Origin of the sequence: Tolypothrix campylonemoides VB511288_2 (assembly GCF_045999855.1) — a bacterium.
GTDB classification, from domain to species: domain Bacteria; phylum Cyanobacteriota; class Cyanobacteriia; order Cyanobacteriales; family Nostocaceae; genus Scytonema; species Scytonema bouteillei_A.
On record NZ_JBFPMW010000007.1, the window covers coordinates 81,663 to 102,165 of the forward strand.

Sequence of the window (20,503 nt, forward strand, 5' to 3'; positions counted from 1 at the left end):
TCACTGTTGCCCTTCACTGCCTGTTTGCGTCAAAATATAAATTAAAACGCTGTAATTTATCTTAACAATGGCGCAAGCACAGCTTTCTCCAACCCTTTCTCTCCCCCAAACCTCGACACATAAGCGGGGGTACGACTACGATTTGGTTATTGTTGGCGGCGGAATTGTTGGCTTAACCCTAGCCTCTGCGCTGAAAGATTCTGGGTTGAGCGTGCTGCTGATTGAGGCAAAAGTGGAATCAGCAGCTGTCGCCAAAGGACAAGCCTATGCCGTACATATGCTTTCGGCGCTGATATATCAAGGAATTGGTGTTTGGGACAAAATATTGCCCAAGATCGAAATTTATCGCCAAGTTCGCCTTTCCGATGCGGATCATCCTACCGTTGTAGAATGGCAAACATCAGATATCGGTACAAAAGATTTGGGTTACGTGGCAGAACATCAAGCACTGTTACACCCTTTACAAGAATTTGTGAAAGATTGCCACAATGTTACGTATCTGTGCCCTGCAGAAGTTGTGAAGATCCACTACCAACCAGAGATGGTGATGGTAGATATCAAAGTGGCTGGTGAAATGCGGACAGTCCGCAGCAAATTGGTAGTCGCTGCGGATGGTTCCCGTTCTCCCATTCGTCAAGCTGCTGGTATTACAACTAAAGGTTGGAAGTATTGGCAATCTTGTATCGTGGCTTTTGTTAAGCCAGAAAAATCTCACAACAACACAGCTTATGAAAAATTCTGGTACAGCGGTCCCTTTGCAATATTACCACTGCCAGGAAACCGTTGCCGGATTGTATGGACTGCTCCTCACGAAGAAGCAAAAGCTTTGTGTGCTTTGGATGACAAACAGTTTTTAGCAGAATTACAAACACGATTTGGCAATCACATGGGTCGGTTGGAATTACTCGGCGATCGCTTTATTTTCCAAGTTCAACTCATGCAAAGCGATCGCTATGTCCTCCATCGATTAGCTTTAGTGGGGGATGCAGCACACAATTGCCATCCTGTAGGCGGACAGGGATTAAATTTAGGGATTCGAGATGTAGCTGCTTTGGCGCAAGTCCTGCAAGAAGCCCATGAGAAAGGTGAAGATATTGGCAATATCAAAACTCTCAAAAGATACGAACGCTGGCGCAAACCAGAAAACTTAACCATCTTAGGTTTTACCGATTTGTTAGATAGAGTTTTTTCTAATAACATTTTGCCAGTCGCTATCGTTCGTCGCATTGGTTTGCGAGTCATGCGACAAGTTCCTTTCCTGAAAATCTTTGCTCTAAAGTTGATGATTGGCTTGAAGGGGAAAACTCCCAAACTTGCTTTGCGATGAACTTCTTGGCGTTGAAGCACGATTACATAAGTAGGTGGGCACGAAAAAAGTCAGATCCCACCTACTTAGTCCTAACTATAATCTAAATGTTACTCCTGGTTTGTTTCTGGCAAAGTACTACTGTCTTTTTGAAAATCTTTTATAACTAACTTAATCTCCTCTGCTGCAACATCTGCTTGTTCGCTTTTAGAGTAGATGAGTAGGAGAATAACCTTTCTGGATATCGCTGTTTCGGACTCGTACCTTGAAAACAGTATTCCCTGTTCCAGATATTTGGTCGCCAATAAAATCTCCTACTTGTAGTTGTCCAATTATTGGTTGAATGTCAGACCGAATATGAGGATATTTTTTAGACAACGTGCGTAATCGGCTCTGAAATTGCTCTGTAAATTGAACTTGAACGAATGGTGTTTCATTCTGCATCAATATCGTCCCACAGTTCTGAAACAGGTCTAGTTTTTCCAGCTTTTGCTTCTTGTAATGAAATACGAAGACTTTCTAATATAGACTCTTTTGATTCATCATCTTCTACCTGGTCTTCCACAAATAGAACAATTACTTTAACACGGCTATGCTTTTGAACCGTAAGAGGTTCATCCAAACACAGAAAACCTTTATCATCAACGCTTCCCATTACTTCTTGCGCTCTCATTTTTCCTCCACAAGTCTGTAGGTTTATCTTCTTATCATAATTTGTACCAATAATCTTAGCAAAATTATCATTACGAGGTCATTTATCAAGCCAATTTAAAATCGCCAAACATAATTAATATAGTTGGGTTTCGTTCCTCAACCCAACCTACTGAGGTACAAATTTATCTGCTTTCGTCTGCGTTTATCTGCGGTTAATTTCTTTCTTAGAATGCAATAATTGCAACATTTAATTAGGATAAACTAAATATTCGATTTTCCAAGCTAGTATATGTAGATACATCAATTTTCTCTATGGTTTAGAAAAATTTAAAACTTAGCGATCGCAAGATGACAATATGGAGTCATGTAACAAGCTCCGATCGAGACCCGAGGGAAATAGAAAATAGAAACTTTTTTGACTGAAATGGCAACATACCTTTTCTTCCCCCTAGGGAAGGATTTTGACCATTATATAAGGAAGAAAGAGATATACAGGTGAGAGTTTGTAGCAAACAATCTGGCAATCTTTGCTTCTACAGCAGATTGCTAAATCCTTACTGTACAAGCAAAGAGAAAAACAAAAATGCAAAATTTTTAACTTAAATGGCTGGAATTCGCATCCAGAAAAGAGAAACATCTATAACGATCCCCAAATTAGGAATACAAAAGTTAAAAGTAGCGACATTGTCCGCAAGTGATGCTAGAGTTGCAAGAAATTCATGTGAAATTTTCAGCGGGTATCAATGCTGAAGCAACGACAAAAGAAAAAATATATACCTCTCATTGCAGGTGCTGGATTGTGTGCCTTCCTAGCAGGTGCAATGGTGTCCGCGCCTCAGTTTAGTAAATCCTTTGGGCATTGGCTGCGGTTTACTAACAATTCAACTGAGCAGCTTTCAAAAGTGAGCACAGCTAACTCCGCCGTGCTTCCACTGGTGTCACAGTCCCCACATGAACGCAGTACAAAACTAGCGGCTCTGGCAAAGGGGCGGGACTTGCAAGACCGAAATCGCGCCCGTTATCTTTTGGCTAGCGATTTGATTGAAAAGAAGCAAGCCAAACCAGCGCTAGAGTTACTAACAGGGCTAGAGGACGATTATCCACGTCTAGCACCCTATGTTTTGCTCAAACAAGCACAAGCACAGGATATTCTTGGGGAAGAAGGCAAAGCCTCAGATTTGCGGCAAAAGGTGGTGAAAAAATATTCTAAAGAACCTGCTGCTGTTAAAGCCCTATACTTGATAGCAACTCCAGACTATCAAGCGCAAGCCATTGAGCAATTTCCCTCAAATCCTTTAACTTGGGAAATTATCCGCCAGCAGTTGCAAGAAAATCCACTTCAGCCACAATTGCAGCTGATTTTGGCAAAACACGCCTACGACCAATCAGGTATCCTTCCCATATTAGACCAGCTGGCAAATGACCCCACCCTCAAGCCTGAAGAATGGGAAATCGTAGGTACAGCGTACTGGGAAAATAGTGAATTTTCCAAAGCCACAGAAGCTTATACCAAAGCTTCTCGGACACCCCGCAATCTCTACCGTATAGCACGGGGATATCAGGTGAGTGGAAAACGTCCGGAAGCAATTGCGGCTTATCAACAACTTGTGAAAGCATTCCCTGATGCTGAAGAAACGGGAAATGGCTTACTGCGTCTGGCAGAAATGGCACAAGTCCGTAAGGATGCTATACCGTATCTTGACAAAGTTGTCAGCAAATTCCCTGAAAAAGCAGGTGAAGCACTCGCGGAAAAAGCCAAAATTCTACAGGCTCAAGATCCAAAGGGAGCCAATCAAGCATTGCAGTTGCTAATTACCAAATTTGGTAACACTGAAGAAGCAGCAGAATATCGTTGGACAATTGCCCAAGAAAAAGCCAAAGCCAAAGACTTTAATGGTGCTTGGCAGTGGGCAGGTCCAATACCTACTAATAACCCTAACAGCATTCTGGCTCCCAGGGCTGGTTTTTGGGTAGGGAAATGGGCAACAAAAATAGGGAAAACCCAGGAAGCGAAAAAAGCTTATGAGTATGTTATTAACCGCTTCCCTTACTCTTACTATGCATGGCGTGCGGCTGCAGTTCTAGGTCTTAATGTTGGCAACTTTAATAATGTACGGAGTCTCGACCCGAAAGTTGTCCCCTATCAGCGTACTGTACCAACTGCAGGTTCGGAAACTTTTAAGGAATTGTATTTACTCGGTCAAGATCGCGATGCTTGGTTGCAGTGGCAAACAGAATTTGTTAATAAAATGCAGCCAACAGTGGCAGAACAATACACTGAAGGTTTGATGCGGTTGGCAAAAGGCGAATATTTAATCGGTATTGACAAGATTTCCAGGCTGGAAGACAGGGAAAAACCACAAGAAAAAGCTGAATATGAGGATCTCAGCAAGCAAATCACTTACTGGCAAGCTCGTTACCCATTACCATATCTGAAGGAAATTGAAAAGTGGTCGGCAAAGAACGAGATCAATCCCGTGCTGGTCACTGCTTTAATGCGTCAAGAATCTCGATTTGAGGCAAAAGCCCGTTCGGTAGCTGGTGCTACTGGTTTAATGCAGGTGATGCCAGACACAGCTAAATGGATTGCTCCACAAATTAAAGTCGATAGCAAAAAAATTAACTTGGAAAATCCCAATGACAATATTATGTTGGGAACTTGGTATTTAGATCATACCCACGAGCAATATAAAGATAATTCCATGCTCGCGATCGCCAGTTACAATGCTGGTCCGGGTAACGTTTCTAAGTGGCTGCAAGCTCTTCCAAAACAAGATCCAGATGAGTTTGTCGAAGCAATTCCCTTTGATGAAACAAAAAATTATGTACGTCAGGTATTTGGTAACTACTGGAATTATCTGCGGCTTTACAACCCTGAAATGTCCCAGTTAGTTGCAAAATATTCATCAGAGCATGCTCAGCTATCAGCACGGTAAGCAACCCCCCCCTCGTTCCCAGGCTTCGCCTGGGAATGAATCGCGGACAGATCCGCCTCCTCTGTGAGATCCCCCGAGGCGGAGATGCGTTCAATTAGGGCACAGCTTGCGATCGCTATTTATCAGTTGCGACGAAGAATCCTTGAGCAAATCGCACCCCCGAAGTAGTAAATTTTCCAGTGTTATGTCTTCTAAATTGCGTAGAAACACAGAACCACTGGCACTACCAAAAGTCATCAAGTTCTTGTGAGAACTTAAACTAACGCTGGTGAGCTTATCCTTTTCCTTAAGACTGATTTGTAAGACACCATCGCGGTTCCAAAGCTTTACCGTATTGTCATCGCTTACTGACGCCAGTACTTCCCCATCTCGGCTAAAACTGACTCCAGTGACTGCACCTCTGTGTCCCCACAAAGTTTTCAGGAACTTACCATCACCAGTCCAAAGCTTTACCGTGTTGTCATCGCTAGCCGAAGCAATTTTACTGCCATCAGGAGACCAAGCTACACTAAAAACTGCATCTCTGTGCCCCGACAAAGTTTTCAGGAACTTACCATCAGCAGTCCAAAGCTTCACTGTTTTATCATCGCTAGCTGATGCTAATAACTCCCCGTTCGGACTGAAACTCACCCAATTAACAACACCTTTGTGTCCCAACAAAGTTTTTAACAGCTTACCGTTCTGACTCCACAATTTGATAGTTTTATCCTTACTGCCTGAAGCGATAATATTTTGAGAACTCCAAGACACGCTTAAAACCCTACCTTGATGTCCTGACAGTGTTTCGAGCAGCTGACCGTCGCGTTTCCACAACTTGAGCGTAGCATCCGTGCTAGCTGAGACAAGCCTATCCCCTTTTGGGCTAAAACTGACGCCCCAAACTCCATCCTTATGACCCTTCAAAATATGAAGTAGTTTTCCTTCTGAATTCCAGATTCTAACTGTTTTATCAAGACTAGCAGAAGCAATCAAATCACCTTGAGGTGAAAAACTGACACTATTCACGTCCCCAGAATGATCTCCAAACTTGGACTTTAACACATCCTGCAATTTCCAAAGTTTGACCGTTGTGTCCCGACTTCCAGAAGCGAACATCTTTCCATCAGGGCTGAAACTGACACTATTGACCCAATCTCCATGACCCTTTAAGGTTGCTAATAGAATTCCGCGATCGCGACTCCAAAACTTGATTGTCTTGTTGGTACTTGCTGAAGCGACGATCTGACCATCCGGGCTGAAGCTAACACTTGTGACCTTATCATTATGCCCGGTTAAAGTTCTTAGCAATTTACCCTCGCGACTCCAAAGTTTGACACTTTTGTCCAAACTTGCTGAAGCGATCGCCCTTCCGTCTCCAGACCAAGCGACACTCCTCACCGCATCAGTATGGCCAGGTATAGTTTTTAACAATTTTCCGTTTCGATTCCAAAGGTTTATTGTTTTATCCGTACTGGCTGAAGCAAGGGTTTGACCATTAGGCGACCAAGCGACACTTAAGACAGCAGCCTTATGACCTAACAGAGTCTTAAAAAGCTTACCATCTCGATACCAAAGTTTGATAGTGTTATCGCTACTACCGGAGGCAATGATTTCATCATCAGGAGTGAAACTGACACTATTGACAACTCCTTTATGCCCTACTAAGGTTGTTACCTGCTCGGTGTTTGAATTCCAAAGTTTTACAGTTTTGTCCTGACTGGCTGAAGCTACAGTTCTACCATCATGGCTAAAACTCACGTTGTTAACAACATCAGAGTGTATGGGTAAAGTTTTATACTTTTTACCATTGGTATTCCAAAGTATAATATTATTATCAGCACTTGCTGAGGCTAAGACCTTACCATCGGGGCTAAAATTGACGCTATTCACGCCGAAACTATGCCCTTGTAAGCGTTGGCTTGCTCTTTCACCTCCAGAAAAAACCAGTTGATAAAGCGTCCCCAATACCTGCAAGCGCGTATCTGCATCTGGAAATATAGCATTTTGCTGTTTTCTACCTGCTTTTAAACCTTCTTTCAAAGCATCCGTATCTCTTCCCGAGCTGAGGAGTACTTCACTCGTTGCACTAATAGCTCGAATTTCGCTAATGAGCGCTTGTCTCCATTGAAAAGCTGAAATAAAAGAGGCTGCAAACGCCACTATAAGAATGACTGAACCAGCAAGCGCTATTGTTAGCGAACGATTGCTATTTGCCAGTTCTGCTTGTAACTTTTGCTGTTGCAATTCTACATTGAGTTGTTCAATTTCAATCTGACTTTGTGTTTCTCGTTTGCGTAATTCTTTTAATTCTGTCAGTAAATCCCGACCTTGTTGGGGTTGGCTGTTGACCTGTTGAAATTGCTGCTGTTTTTTCTTTAGTTGGCTTTTTAACTGGTAAATTTCTGTTTCCCTTTGCTGTACTTGGTTGCGTAACTTTTGTAGTTGGGTTTGTAAGTTCAATTCTGCTTGTTGCAGGTAACGAATCAAATCTACTAAATAATCATGAATTAATTGATAGCGGCGTTCGGGTTGGTCGGGAAAGAGCACGACTAATCCAGAACGCACTAAAATTTCTAAGACTAATTCTAATTTTTCTTGATGTTCTAATTCTGCTAATTGGGATGCTAATTCACCATAAGTTTTGTAAGGGCGCTTTTTGTTTTCATCTGTTAATAAATATAAAACCAGTAATGCTGCTCTTTCATTTTCGGGACCGCATTCTTTGATGAGTTGTTTGATATATCGCTCAATGAGTTTGCCAGATTTAAATTGCTGGTAGTCTGTCAGCGTTGAAATCCTCTCATCTTGCAGTTGTGCTCCCACAACTTGTAACTCTATTGGACGAACTTCTCCTAATTCTGTCGATAAATCTTGTACGACGGCATCAATTAAAGCAGGCTCTAAATAAAAATGCGATCGCTCTGTTAACTTTAAGATAAAATTTTTAGCATCCTCTTGGGCAAAGTTTTTTAACTGATAGCGGATATTTTTGTCTAAAATATTATCGTTAATCTGCTCCTGTTTAGCCAGATGCCTAAATTCTAATAAACGATGTAAATAATCTTCTCGTATAGAAAATATTATTTTGACAAAAGATATATTGAGGCAATGGCAAATAAATTTATCAAAATGTTGCAAGCTATTGTGTTCGGGACAGCTAAAGAAAAACTCTTCAAACTGGTCAAAAATTAAGACGGTAATGAAATGATTCTTAGCATTTCTTTGTAACTGTTCCAGAATATAATGTTCAGATTCAAGTATGTTCGGCTCGGCTAAAGCAGCACTTGCACTCTGTTGAATTTGAAGTTGCGCCTCTGTTAAAGATTTTCCTAATTCCCGAACCCATTGAGTGTAAATTCGCAATACAACAGGTACAGCAATCTGGTCGCCAATCGCTGTGTTTTGCAGTGCAGGAACCAGTCCCGCAGCCACGGTAGAACTTTTACCCACGCCAGATTGACCGTGAATCACCGTCAGTTTTTGGTCGGGACGGCTAATTCTGCCAATTAAGCTATCAATATCGCGCTTGCGCCCGGAAGCATCAATTTCCAAAGCAATACTGGTGCTTGCTGCACGCAAATCCAAAGTAGGTTTTGTCTTTGGTTGTTGGGGTTGCAGGCGACCTGCGCCAATAAAAGCACGCAAACCATACTGCTGCTCGACAGAACGCCGTTTTTGACGGATGCAAAAGGCTTCTAAATACCGACCCGAGTCAAAGTAGAGCGATCGCATTTTCCGCAGAAGGCGAATATAACGATGAGCATCGTATCGATGGTCGCTGCTTTCTAAAGCAGTTTCTAATTGGCGATTCGCCGTTTTCAAACGTTTGAGAGCCTTTTTTTTCTCACCCAAATGCAAGAGTGCTTGAGCTAATACTAATTGAGATATTTGCTTTAACAGCACGGGAAACAAACTTGGGTAGCGATCGCAATCTTGTCTTGCTTTTGCCAAGCAAGACAAGGATGCTTGTGCAAGCTGAGTTGCTTTTTCCCAATTTGACTGCTCTAGAGCGACCTCAGCCAAAAAACTATAGTCACAAGCGAGTTGAATTTGAGTCCCGTAGATTCTGTGTAACTCTAGAGATTTTGTAGCAACTTTTTGTAACTCCTCCCAATCGTGCAAAATTTGCAACACCTCACTGAGTTGAGCAATACATTGAGCCACGATATCGTCACGCCCAACCACTTCAAAAATATCAAGGCATTGCTGGAAATAAGATTTAGCTTCTTGCCATGGCAAAGGGTTTTCTGAATAGTGACGTTCGGCAAAACGGAAATAACACAGCCCAATATAAAACAGAACGACTCCCTGGCGAAGAAGATAGGGGGACATGGAGGACAAGGTAGAATTTTCTTCCTTGTCTCCCCCCTCTCCCCTGATTTGCTTTTGCCAAAACTGCAAGCTTTGCTGAAAATGTTCCAAAGCCAAATCTATGCGATCGCTCACATAATCATCCAAACCAAAAACAAATTCCAAACTGGCGTTCAATTCAGGGTTTAGCTTAATACCGCGATTTTGCAGATCTTTAACAGCACAGAGGAATTCATAACTGCTATATTTAGAAACCAAACCCAAAGTCTTATTACCACAACTCACTAAAGATTCTGCGTGCTGTGTAGCGTTGGTGTTTAAAATTTCTGCAAACAGAGAATCGGTTTTTTGTTGTAGAAATGCGAGCAACTCTTCAGTTGTCAGTTCAAATCTAATAGGAGTAGCAGCCCAACTTGCAAAATCTGGAGCCAAGCGTACTATTTTTTGCAGTACCTTGTCATTTACCCAAAAAACCATAGGAAAATGGTGGCGTTTGCGGAACTCATCCCGCACGTGATTGATGGTAGTTAGGAGGTCATCAAGTGCAGATACTGACTCCAAACCTAAAACCATCAAGACTAATGAGTGCTCGGGAGTAGGTTGTAAGTGAAGTTTAGTATAAAGGCTGATGGTGTTGGGCGGAACCACTAGCTTCTCAATCTGGTATGCTTCCGAAGAAATTTCTGACAGTCTTTGCAGCATTTGCTCTCGCAAAGCTTCATAGTTACAGCAAGCCAAAACTAGCGAGAATTGACCTTGAGAGAAAACAATAGCTCGCCTTAAATTTGTTAAGGAACGCTCGTTAGTCGCAATGAAATTTATGAGAGGGTACTGTTCAGCCATGATTGAAATTTTGGCGTTTCTGCTAAAACTGGGTTGAGAGCAAACCAGACTCCTTGATGGTCGCGGTATTCAAAGACAAAAAGACTTCGCAACAAAGTGTAATATTCTATATCACCTCTGACTCTTTGCTGTTGTACCACCTGAAAGAGTAACTCCCACTCGTCGGAGTCAATTGGGTTAGCGCGGAAATCTCGGTGTCTTTGAATCACCAGTTCCAAGCATTCCCGTTCAAAGGGAGGGTCTTGTTCTCTCAAACAGTCATATAGCAGTCCCAGTAAATCCCGCACGTGACCACCGCTAATCAAACACAGCCTATCTAAAGTTTCGACAGAATCAAACACTTCTGCGATCAAATTTAACCTATCTGAAGGATGAACGTCAGGAAAAGCTCTAGCTAGCACCATCTGTCTCATGAGCGCCAGTCCTTGAGTATAAATTTCTCCAGAACGCAGCCTTACAGGTATCATAGGTAAGACTTTAGGAGCTACCCCACCCCCCAAACGGTGCTGAAGTTCGGCGCTGTCGTTAGAGAAAGTTAAGGCAAGAGGAATAGTGTATACTAAGTGGCAATCAAGTTTGCGTAACTGTTCGCCTCGGTCAATAAATAAGTACTCTGGTAAAGACCGTCCAGATGGTAGAGGTCTGATAGCTACCCGATCCAAGTTATCAACAATAACAACTAGCCCTTTTTTACCTTGAGCTTTTAGTTCTTTCTTAGCACGAGCAAGCAATTCCTCATTAATGGATTGCAAAATGTTTTCAGTTCTTGGTTCTAAATAGTCCCGCAACCGACGCCGTAACTTGGGGCTTTCTTTTGTCTTAGCTGTAATTTTGGCAATACCGACAGATAGCTCTCCTTGCACCTCTAAATCCATTGGAGTTTGCAGAAAATCCACAATTTCCGCAAATAACTTAGCAAAGTAGCCAGGTTTTACGTGAAGATTCATCGCTTCAAGGCTTTCGCTCACCTGACCGACAATTGCTAGAAAAATATCTGTCACATCCAGATCTACCATTTCCAAAACATGGGTAGACTCAAAATACACAACATGAAATTTTTCTTGCTCTAACTCAGTTTTTAGCCGCAGCAACTCCGTTGACTTCCCACAGCCAATGTGACCTGTAAAAAGCTGACAGGTTCGTGTATCCGGAGATATTTTAGTAATTGTGCGTTGTAGCGCTTCTATAATCTTGCCGCCTCGCACAGAAGTAAAATCAATATAATACTGGCGATCGCTAGCGTTTCCCATCACCAGAGGTCGGCTTGGATTGCAGGCTTGATAAAATCGTTCTAAATCTAGAAGCATAATTTATCCATTTCGTTTAATAAATACGGGTAATTTTATAGCTGTCACCTCCCCGACTACAGAATGGTGAATAAGGGGTGTCACTGCTTGTTGACCACCTGTATCCTTATGGAAGTCGGAGAGCTTCCACCACTAGCTTGTGATAATTTGTACTTAACTGTTGCTGCAATTTAACTTTAAGATACAAAATTTCTCTCAGGTCTTCCGGATATTCCCTTAGATATATTTATCGGTCAGTAGGGGGATGATTTAAACTCTAGTAGTAAAAAAATAATTTATGTAGTAAAAGTAACTGAATTATGGGTGCAGAACCAGTTTGGTGTTTGTTCAAAGTACCGCCAACAGATGTTTTCAATGTCAAACAAGTATTTGAGCAAGCTGTTGAGCGATCGCAAATCTCTTATAAGTTACAAAATTTTCTCCAGAAGAGAACTGAATATGAGAGCAAATTTCATGCCCGAGACAAAGAGATATTCAATTATTATATTCCCAAGGCTTTTGTTGACAAACAGCAAACTCCAGATGCCTTTGATTGGGATGATTTGCATCATGCTTACCATCTTTTCTTCCCACGTGCTTTTGCAGAAATTTTTGATAATCTCTTTATAGGTGAAGCTCCAATTATTTCCGTACCAATGAGTCAAGCTTTATTAGAGCTAGTCAGGACCAATCGTGTGGGTGCGCCTGAAATGTTGTGGGGTGGTTTAGGTTGGGAACGCGCAGGTAGACTTCCAGGATATTTAGGGAATATGTTTGTACCGCCCGAAGATATTGCTGTTGTTTTAGGCACTCTTGAGGAAGTTTTTCAAGAGGTGCCAAGTCATGAATTTATTCAAGGAGTTTCCGCAATTGGAACGCGAGGAAACGGTAACGAACAATATGTAGAAAGCCTGCAATCTTTGATTCTCTCCTGTTTTTATACTGTTTTCAAGGAAGGTAATGGGCTTTTAGCCTTAAGTCATCCACATCTCGGTTCCATGCCATTTCCTGAAAATTATGGTTTTTCAGTATAAAGGTAGCAGCCCTAAATAATTTATAAAAAATTTTCGTTACTGTAGCTTGGTTATTGCCCGCCTTACGTAGATTTTTCAAATGAAATTATGATTTCTATAGCAGTCATAAATGAAATATAAAAATAAGAGTAAAGACTGATAATTCCTAATTACTAACGCTCGAAAAGCCATTAGCCATTAGCCATTAGCTATTAGCCATTAGCCATCCAAATTTTTCCAAAATGAAATTATGATTTCTATACTCTCATGCGTTAGAAATATGCAAAAAAATAGTTCATATAAAAATCGATCGAAATATGCACAACTCCGGTCAATCAATAATAAAAAATGACATCTTAACGCTTGCAGTCACCATAGCGAAGACAATCACCTTTCTGCTCATCTCTAGCAGAAAATAAGAAATTTATATCACTCTTATAAGATTTTATGCTACTCATAATGGAATTCGTCCGGGTAAAACTTTGATATTTGGAGGATTGGTTCTCAGCATGACTGCTAGCAAAACCTTGACCTATATTGCCTAAAAAAACAGAAAATGAAATGAATCCTACACAAATTGTTTTACTCATACAAACCTCGGCGAGAAATGTTTAATTACGTTAAAGCAGATGCAATTTTTTATAAAATTTAAGTAAAAGGAGTTTTTGTTACTCTCTAACGAATTAAGTCAATACTTCTTAAAGCTATTGACTTAATTGTCAACAGTTAGTTCCATTTTTTAAAGGTGCTACAGCCCAGCATACAACTCCCTACATTAACGATTCCAAGAAAATTCCCAAGCAACCGGAAAAAGATAGCAAAGGTAACAAAAAACCCTCGTTAGTGACTTCCCCAGATACAATAGTTAACAGGTAATGCCCTAAATTGTTGATTCATGACGCCTTCTCAAGACGTAGAAACCCAACAGCAGTTTGACGAACCCTGGGACTCGGACCGGGAAACTGCTTCAACTTCCCCTCGTGTTAACCTCCAAGAAGACGATGGCAATTCCGATCTCGATCCTCTTGATGAATTGCCCGGAGAGGTTGAGATGTCTCTGTTCGACCACTTGGAGGAGTTGCGACAGCGCATTTTTTACTCTCTAGCAGTTCTAGCCGTCAGTGCTGTTGGTTGCTTTGTTGCAGTTAAACCCATTGTCCGGTTACTAGAAGTCCCAGCACAGGGAGTAAAATTCCTCCAACTTGCGCCAGGAGAATATTTCTTCGTCTCTGTCAAAGTTGCAGGTTATACAGGGATACTACTTGCTAGCCCCTTTGTGCTCTACCAAATTATCCAGTTTGTGCTTCCAGGGCTGACACGTCGCGAACGACGGTTGTTAGCACCTGTGGTTCTTGGTTCCAGTGTTCTTTTTGGAGGGGGTTTAGTATTTGCTTATTTTTTACTTATACCAGCTGCCTTAAAATTCTTTATCAGTTATGGTGCAGATGTTGTAGAACAGCTCTGGTCTATTGATAAATATTTTGAATTTGTCTTGTTGCTGTTATTTAGCACTGGATTGGCATTTCAAATTCCTGTCATTCAAATACTGCTTGGAAATCTAGGAATTGTTTCTTCTGAGCGAATGCTTTCCGGTTGGCGTTACGTTATTCTGGGAGCAGTAGTTTTAGGAGCTGTTCTTACACCTTCCACAGATCCATTAACTCAAAGTCTTCTAGCAGGAGCCGTTTTGGGGCTTTACTTTGGTGGTATAGGTCTGGTTAAGCTGACTGGAAAATGACCCAAATTACATTCGAGGACTTTGAAAAAGTAGACATTCGCGTTGGCAAAATCATCAGAGTAGAAGATTTTCCCAAAGCACGAAAACCAGCTTATAAGCTTTGGATAGATTTTGGCGATCTGGGCATAAAAAAATCTAGTGCTCAAATCACCAAAATTTATCAAAAAGAAGATTTAATAGATAAATTGGTGTTATCAGTAACTAACTTTCCTCCCCGACAAGTTGCTGATTTTATGTCTGAGGTTCTGGTTTTAGGCGTAGTCATAGAAAATGGTGAAGTCGTACTGATACAGCCCGACCGAAGTGTGCCTTTAGGAAAAAAAATCTCATAACTAGAATGTATAATGTGTTACTTTAGAAGGGATTGAGGATGTATGCGTGCGTGCAGAATTACACGAGCCATTCTGTAGCACGCTCGCCCAAGTCTAAAGGAATGCTGACCGCTTTACCGAGTCGGGGACGCTCTCGCGTTTCTCTAATAAACATTTGTACCTGTATAGCTCCACCTAAGTTATCTAAATAGCTAGCAACGCTCTCTAGATGCTCCTCATACTCGGCTTCACTCAAGGGAAAAGAAGCTTGTTCTAAGTATTTCCACATAATTTGAAGAAATATTTTACCCTGTGTCCGACGTAACTGAACATCATATGAATGTCCCCACTTCTCAAGCAACAGTTGACGTAATTCCTGTCCTGTCATAGTTCTTCTCAAATATTTTTACATTTAGTTATGATGTTAAGTTCCATTACTCCAGTATGATAGGACTATAAAGAAATGTAATGCTACTAAGAAAGATGCTGAAAACATCTTTAGAGAAGCAAGTTTCAGCATCAATTATGGGCATTAAATCTTTACTCGATTGGGTTACCTTTTGAGTAAAAACGTCACATTTGTTAACAAAATACACGAAGAACGCGTAGGTTATGGCTCAATTTTCTGAATCAGTGGACGTTCCCGATATGGGGCGTCGTCAATTCATGAATCTTTTGACTTTTGGAACTGTAACCGGAGTCGCTTTGGGAGTCTTGTATCCCGTTGTCAAGTATTTTATTCCCCCAGCAGCGGGTGGTGCAGGTGGTGGTACAACCGCAAAAGACGAGCTGGGGAACAATGTCAGCGTGAACAAGTTTTTAGACAGCCATAATGTAGGCGATCGCGTTCTGGTTCAGGGACTAAAAGGAGATCCTACCTATATTGTGGTAGACAGCAAAGAGGCGATAGGCGATTACGGTATTAACGCCGTATGTACTCACCTGGGTTGTGTTGTGCCTTGGAATACAGCAGAGAACAAGTTTAAGTGTCCCTGTCACGGTTCCCAGTATGATGCTACTGGTAAGGTAGTGCGCGGTCCCGCCCCACTATCTTTAGCTCTCAGTCATGCAAAAGTGGAAGAGGACAAAATTGTTCTAACTCCTTGGACTGAAACAGACTTCCGCACCGGCGAAAACCCCTGGTGGGCATAAAAATTTTAGATTTTAGATTGATAATTTTGGGTTCAAATTTAAAGCAATCTAAAAATGAAAAATTATTCTTTAGATTGTAGTGGCGACTTTTGGAATCAAATCCAAAATCCCAATCCAAAATCCACTCATCCAAAGTCCAAAATACTCTTTAACCTTTAATCGTCCTCTTTGTTGTCCTTATAGAGATGAGAAATGCTTCTACAACAGCGAGTTTGACTCGCAGTGCTAGAGTAATCGTCAAAACATTGCTCGTAGCGATCGCAACAGTGACATTGTTCTTCACAAGCGATCTAGCCCTTCCTCAAGCAGCTTCAGCATATCCTTTCTGGGCGCAGCAAACCTACCCCGAAACTCCTCGCGAACCAACAGGGCGGATTGTATGTGCTAACTGTCACTTAGCGGCGAAGCCAGCAGAAGTAGAAGTTCCCCAATCTGTTCTCCCTGACACGGTATTTAAAGCCGTGGTAAAAATTCCCTACGATACAAGTGTGCAACAGGTGGGTGCTGACGGTTCCAAAACTGGCTTAAACGTTGGTGCTGTGCTGATGCTTCCAGAAGGCTTTAAGATTGCGCCTGAAGATCGCATTCCTGAAGAGTGGAAAGAAGAAATCGGCGACGTTTACTTCCAACCGTATAAAGAAGATTCGGAAAACGTTGTTATTGTTGGACCCTTACCCGGCGAACAGTATCAAGAAGTTGTTTTCCCCGTTCTTTCCCCTAACCCTGCAACAGATAAGAACATACAGTTTGGAAAGTTTGCCGTTCACCTAGGTGCTAACCGAGGACGCGGACAAGTTTACCCAACTGGAGAAAAGAGCAACAATGCTGTTTACACAGCTTCTGCGACTGGTACGGTGAGCAAAATTGCCAGAGTAGAAGATGAAGACGGAAACACGAAGTTTGAAGTTAGCATCCAAAGTGAATCTGGGGAAACAGTGGTAGATAAAGTTCCCCTCGGACCCGAATTGATTGTTTCTGAAGGACAAGCAGTTCAATCTGGTGATTCTTTGACAAATAACCCCAATGTAGGTGGATTTGGTCAAGATGATGCTGAAATTGTGTTGCAAGATGCTACAAGAGTTCAGTGGTTGATTGCTTTCATCGCACTTGTTATGTTGGCTCAAGCTATGCTTGTTCTCAAGAAGAAGCAAGTGGAAAAAGTCCAAGCTGCTGAAATGAACTTCTAAATTTTTAGAGCTAAATCATCAGTTATGAGACAGGCTTTTGCCTGTCTTTTTTGTTTGCATAATGATTGCTCTGTAAAAAATGAAGTTACTCCCTTCCCGCTCGAAGATTTCTTAATTAAATGAACCGCAGAGGCGCAGAGGACACAGAGGAAAGAGGAGAAGAAGATCGGTAGTCTTATGGCGGAAAGGGAGTAATTGATATAAGATTGCCCAAACGCAAATTGTGGATTATATGTATGTCCATTTAGATCGCGATTTATCATTAGTAGAGGGTTAGTTACATCTAATTTAAAGCAGGCATCAGATATAGCGATCGCTAATCTTTATTACTATTTCAAAGTTAGAGATACATCAGAAGATGTGATGGTTTAAGCGATACCATAAAAACTAATCCGCGCTCCGAGGAGGGACAACCAATGGCAGTTTCTGCTGAGTATTTCCCCATTACTCCAATTGAATATCCAGATGAGGACGGTAAGCCTGTGGCTGAAAGCGACCAAACACGCGAATATTTACTCTATTCAGTAAAATCCCTGGGAATTTATTTCCAAAACCGTCCTGATGTTTATGTTTCTGGAAATCTATTTATTTACTACGAACAAGGAGTCCCGGAATCGGTTGTCTCACCAGATGTCTTTGTCATTTTTGGTGTAGAAAATCGTCAACGTCGCAGCTACAAAACTTGGGAGGAGAACGAGAAAACGCCCGATTTTGTGCTATAAGTTACTTCAAAAACCACTGAAGCAAAGACCAAGGTGCAAAAAAAGGAATTTACGCTTTTTTAGGAGTACGGGAGTACTATCAATATGACCCCACAGGAGATTATCTCAACCCTCCACTTCAGGGTTTACGGTTAGTGGATGGCAATTATCTCCCTGTCACCACCACTACCTTAGCAGACGGTACAGTATCGTTAGCAAGTGAAGTCCTAGGTTTAGAGTTGCGACTTAAAGAAGGGGAAATGCGCTTTTACGATCTAGCAACAAGCCAAACACTTCTAAGTTTTGAAGAACAAGCCTCTGCACAACAAGCGGCTGAACAAGCACAACAAGCAGCTGAAGAGAAAGCACAGCGTTTAGCAGCCAAACTGAAAGAATTAAATATTGACCCCGACAATATCTAATTCTCACCCAAGCACGTTATCCCTCCGTAAAAACGAGGGATTTTTGTATAGTGCGGAAGCCCGTACCTCGTTTATCGGTCAACGCGACTATAGCCTATGTTGTTAATTTTATTTCTAATTTGTTACATTTATTTACAGATAAATATAAATCTTAAATAAAAGACGTGGTGATAACTATGATGACTCTATTGATTGCACTATTTGTTGTAGGTTGGGCAGCAGCTGCCTTAATTGGTACTCAAGCTTACTTCTTAGGCGAACAAAGAAAGCCCATCCACGAACGTAACTGGCGTTCTGGCTCTTTTGAAAGACTAGCTAAGTCCATTACAGGTCAAGATATTGATTATAGCGATCGCACTCCGGCTTATAGCATGGATGCTTATGCGAGCAACAATCTGCCTCGATAGATTGTTGAATTGGGTTTTACAGAGAAAATACGGTTTGTTTTTTGCATATTGCAGCCTCCAGTGTAAAGCTGGAGGCTTTGTTTATTGTTAGTTTTAGGGAAAACCAATAGAGTGAGTAGCGATCGCAAAGAGGTAGACAACTAAATGCATTGATAATCGGTCTGTGCTTCTAGAAGTTCTGGAAAACGGGGAGGTCATAATCGGATGACTCAATCAAATTATGAAGCAATGACAGAAAAGCAGTTACGCGAGTACGTGCGACTAAATCCTCAAGATGAAGACGCATTTCAGCACTATCTAAGCATAATTCGTTCTCGATCTGGGCGAGTGACTGTGAGTACAGATGACGAATTTGAGGCTGAATTGCGAAAGCGCATAAATCAGTCACAGCAGTAAATCCCCCTCAGATACTTGAAAATCCTTTATCAAATAGCCCGCGCAGGCGGGCTTTGTTTGTATAGCCCCAGAATTCCATTCTGAGGGGGCATAATAACAGGCGTTGCTTTTATGACAAGGGACGGTAAACGCGGTAGTTGATACTGGGGAAGATATTATCCATCAATTCAACTTTTTCCAACCAACCGCTGTCGATTTTGCCAATTTTAACGTCTTCATAAAGCTTGTTAAAACGCATGAGGTGCGATCGCGTGCGTCTCACTGCATAGGGTACCATTGTTCCCGTCCGCATAATAAACGCCCAGTCTGAGGATTGTGCCAATAGCAGTTCTCGTGCGGCTTGATTTAACGCTCTCCATTCCAACTCATCTTCAGGTTCGCGAGTTGATATTTCAATCATCCGTTCTGCTGCTTTATGCAAATGGGGGTAAATCCAAGTATTTGTCTCGTTCAACCAATACTCGTGGAATCCTTTGTAACCCCAACTCGACTGAGAGGGACGGCAAACTTGTTGGGTTGGATGTGCTTTTAAATAATCCGCTAAGTGAGTCATGGCGTAAGTCTGTTGGTCAAACCACGACTTACGGAAGAGGTAATCAATAAACCACGGTCCCTCATACCACCAATGCCCGAATAATTCTGCATCATAGGGAGAAACAATCACTGGAGGTCGCTGCATTATACCATAAAGATGCTCTGCTTGCCGCTCTCGATTGTACATGAAGTTAGCAGCGTGTTCTGCAGCTTTTTCCCTTGCCCAGTAAGGATCGTAGAGAGCTTTATCACCCAACCCCAAACCGCGACCGGTAATTTTATGATATTTGATGCCCGTATTCTTACGCTGACCGTTGGGCATAATGTAGGGCTTGATATACTCATATTCTGCTTCCCAACCCAAGTCTTTGTAAAACTCCCGATATTCTGGTGCTCCGGGATAACCTACCTCAGAAGACCAAACTTGTTGAGAAGATTCATGGTCTCGACCAAAAGCAGCAACACCAGTTTCTGTAAAAATTGGGGCATAAGTCCCAAATCGAGGGCGAGGACGAGCATAAAGAATGCCATGTCCATCCGTGAGGAAGTAGCGCAACCCTGAATCAGCTAACATCCGCTCCAAACCTTCAAAATAGGCGCACTCTGGTAACCAAATACCTTTGGGGGGGCGTCCAAAATTTTCTTCGTAGTGTTCGCAAGCTACTTTAATTTGCGCCCACACGGCTTGTGGGTACATCTTCATGAGTGGTAAGTAGCCGTGAGTGGCACCACAGGTAATGATTTCTAAGTTATTTGTATCCTGGAACTGCTTAAAAGCTGTTACCAAGTCCCCCTTATAGCGTTCCCAAAGTTCTCGCGTTGCGTTAAACTCACTCGCATAATGCTCCGCTAAATAACGAACATGACCGTTCTGTGCATTATGTTCGATTTCTAGTTCTATAAGTTCTTCTAGTTTAGCTAAGTGGTCATCGTACCGTTCTTGTAGTAGAGGATCTCGCAGCATGGACACAAGTGGTGGTGTCATGCTCATCGTGATTTTAAAGTCAACGCCATCTCGCTTTAAGCCTTCAAATACTCTCAGCAAGGGTACATAAGTTTCTGTAATGGCTTCATAGAGCCATTCTTCTTCCAACACATAGTCACTTTCAGGGTGACGAACGAAGGGCAGATGTGCATGGAGTACGAGCGCAACGTAGCCGATAGCCATAATAAATAGTTCCGAGGTGGTACGTGTAGATTGAAGGTTGGGGATTTGGAAGATTTAAGAGTATTTTAAGACTTTCTGGGGATCGTATCAGTTTTTCGCCCAACTCTTCAAAATACTGCGACCGCGATCGGTAACTGGTGACCAGTTAGTTCCTAATAC

17 protein-coding genes are annotated in these 20,503 nt (G+C 41.9%); 11 read left to right on the top strand and 6 right to left on the bottom strand.

What is annotated here, in order from left to right:
- The first annotated feature begins 67 nt into the window (after positions 1-67).
- Positions 68-1,327 (top strand): FAD-dependent hydroxylase, encoded by a 1,260-nt coding sequence (locus AB0756_RS21590; RefSeq protein ID WP_038082385.1) that lies wholly within the window; start codon positions 68-70, stop codon positions 1,325-1,327.
- A 186-nt stretch (positions 1,328-1,513) separates the two neighbouring features.
- Here AB0756_RS21590 and AB0756_RS21595 read toward each other — a convergent pair whose 3' ends face one another.
- A complete protein-coding gene (locus AB0756_RS21595; protein ID WP_336604385.1) occupies positions 1,514-1,750 on the bottom strand; it encodes a hypothetical protein in 237 nt (78 codons plus the stop codon).
- Positions 1,740-1,979 (bottom strand): type II toxin-antitoxin system RelN family antitoxin, encoded by a 240-nt coding sequence (locus AB0756_RS21600; RefSeq protein ID WP_038082387.1) that lies wholly within the window; start codon positions 1,977-1,979, stop codon positions 1,740-1,742. The genes AB0756_RS21595 and AB0756_RS21600 overlap by 11 nt, the downstream gene beginning before the upstream one ends.
- Positions 1,980-2,703: 724 nt before the next feature.
- On the opposite strand from AB0756_RS21600, the gene AB0756_RS21605 reads away from it, so the two are divergent.
- Positions 2,704-4,896, top strand: a complete 2,193-nt coding sequence (locus AB0756_RS21605) for a lytic transglycosylase domain-containing protein (protein ID WP_050046819.1) — start codon at positions 2,704-2,706, stop codon at positions 4,894-4,896.
- A 90-nt stretch (positions 4,897-4,986) separates the two neighbouring features.
- Here the strand turns inward: AB0756_RS21605 and AB0756_RS21610 are convergent, their stop codons facing one another.
- Positions 4,987-10,029, bottom strand: a complete 5,043-nt coding sequence (locus AB0756_RS21610) for a WD40 domain-containing protein (protein WP_038089755.1) — start codon at positions 10,027-10,029, stop codon at positions 4,987-4,989.
- A complete protein-coding gene (locus AB0756_RS21615; protein WP_038089752.1) occupies positions 10,005-11,336 on the bottom strand; it encodes a P-loop NTPase fold protein in 1,332 nt (443 codons plus the stop codon). The genes AB0756_RS21610 and AB0756_RS21615 overlap by 25 nt, the downstream gene beginning before the upstream one ends.
- Before the next feature lie 299 nt (positions 11,337-11,635).
- Between AB0756_RS21615 and AB0756_RS21620 the strand changes: the two genes are divergently transcribed.
- The 3 genes from AB0756_RS21620 to AB0756_RS21630 all read left to right on the top strand — a co-directional run bounded on the left by AB0756_RS21620 (position 11,636) and on the right by AB0756_RS21630 (position 14,398).
- Positions 11,636-12,349 (top strand): hypothetical protein, encoded by a 714-nt coding sequence (locus tag AB0756_RS21620; protein WP_038089750.1) that lies wholly within the window; start codon positions 11,636-11,638, stop codon positions 12,347-12,349.
- Between the two features lie 874 nt (positions 12,350-13,223).
- Positions 13,224-14,066 carry a twin-arginine translocase subunit TatC gene (gene tatC / locus AB0756_RS21625; RefSeq protein ID WP_038089746.1) on the top strand — a complete coding sequence of 281 codons (843 nt, stop codon included), beginning with the start codon at positions 13,224-13,226 and terminating at the stop codon, positions 14,064-14,066.
- The gene (locus tag AB0756_RS21630; RefSeq protein WP_038089743.1) at positions 14,063-14,398 is read left to right on the top strand and encodes a tRNA-binding protein; all 336 of its coding nucleotides are present in this window, start codon (positions 14,063-14,065) and stop codon (positions 14,396-14,398) included. Before tatC ends, AB0756_RS21630 begins: the two co-directional genes overlap by 4 nt.
- Before the next feature lie 58 nt (positions 14,399-14,456).
- Here the strand turns inward: AB0756_RS21630 and AB0756_RS21635 are convergent, their stop codons facing one another.
- A complete protein-coding gene (locus tag AB0756_RS21635) occupies positions 14,457-14,765 on the bottom strand; it encodes a DUF3067 family protein (RefSeq protein WP_038089740.1) in 309 nt (102 codons plus the stop codon).
- A gap of 224 nt (positions 14,766-14,989) precedes the next feature.
- Between AB0756_RS21635 and petC the strand changes: the two genes are divergently transcribed.
- The 6 genes from petC to AB0756_RS21665 all read left to right on the top strand — a co-directional run bounded on the left by petC (position 14,990) and on the right by AB0756_RS21665 (position 18,642).
- Positions 14,990-15,529 (top strand): cytochrome b6-f complex iron-sulfur subunit, encoded by a 540-nt coding sequence (petC, locus tag AB0756_RS21640; protein WP_038089737.1) that lies wholly within the window; start codon positions 14,990-14,992, stop codon positions 15,527-15,529.
- A 185-nt stretch (positions 15,530-15,714) separates the two neighbouring features.
- On the top strand, positions 15,715-16,716 hold the full coding sequence (gene petA / locus AB0756_RS21645) for a cytochrome f (protein WP_038089735.1): 1,002 nt from the start codon (positions 15,715-15,717) through the stop codon (positions 16,714-16,716).
- 416 nt (positions 16,717-17,132) lie between these two features.
- Positions 17,133-17,438, top strand: a complete 306-nt coding sequence (locus AB0756_RS21650) for a Uma2 family endonuclease (protein ID WP_237265950.1) — start codon at positions 17,133-17,135, stop codon at positions 17,436-17,438.
- 134 nt (positions 17,439-17,572) lie between these two features.
- On the top strand, positions 17,573-17,839 hold the full coding sequence (locus AB0756_RS21655; protein WP_237265949.1) for a hypothetical protein: 267 nt from the start codon (positions 17,573-17,575) through the stop codon (positions 17,837-17,839).
- Positions 17,840-18,015: 176 nt separating this feature from the next.
- Positions 18,016-18,246, top strand: coding sequence for a photosystem II protein, Psb35-related (locus AB0756_RS21660; protein ID WP_038089733.1), 231 nt, complete (start codon positions 18,016-18,018; stop codon positions 18,244-18,246).
- Positions 18,247-18,450: 204 nt separating this feature from the next.
- A complete protein-coding gene (locus AB0756_RS21665) occupies positions 18,451-18,642 on the top strand; it encodes a DUF6887 family protein (RefSeq protein ID WP_038089729.1) in 192 nt (63 codons plus the stop codon).
- A 109-nt stretch (positions 18,643-18,751) separates the two neighbouring features.
- Here the strand turns inward: AB0756_RS21665 and AB0756_RS21670 are convergent, their stop codons facing one another.
- On the bottom strand, positions 18,752-20,344 hold the full coding sequence (locus AB0756_RS21670) for a glycoside hydrolase family 57 protein (RefSeq protein WP_038089727.1): 1,593 nt from the start codon (positions 20,342-20,344) through the stop codon (positions 18,752-18,754).
- Positions 20,345-20,503 lie beyond the last annotated feature (159 nt).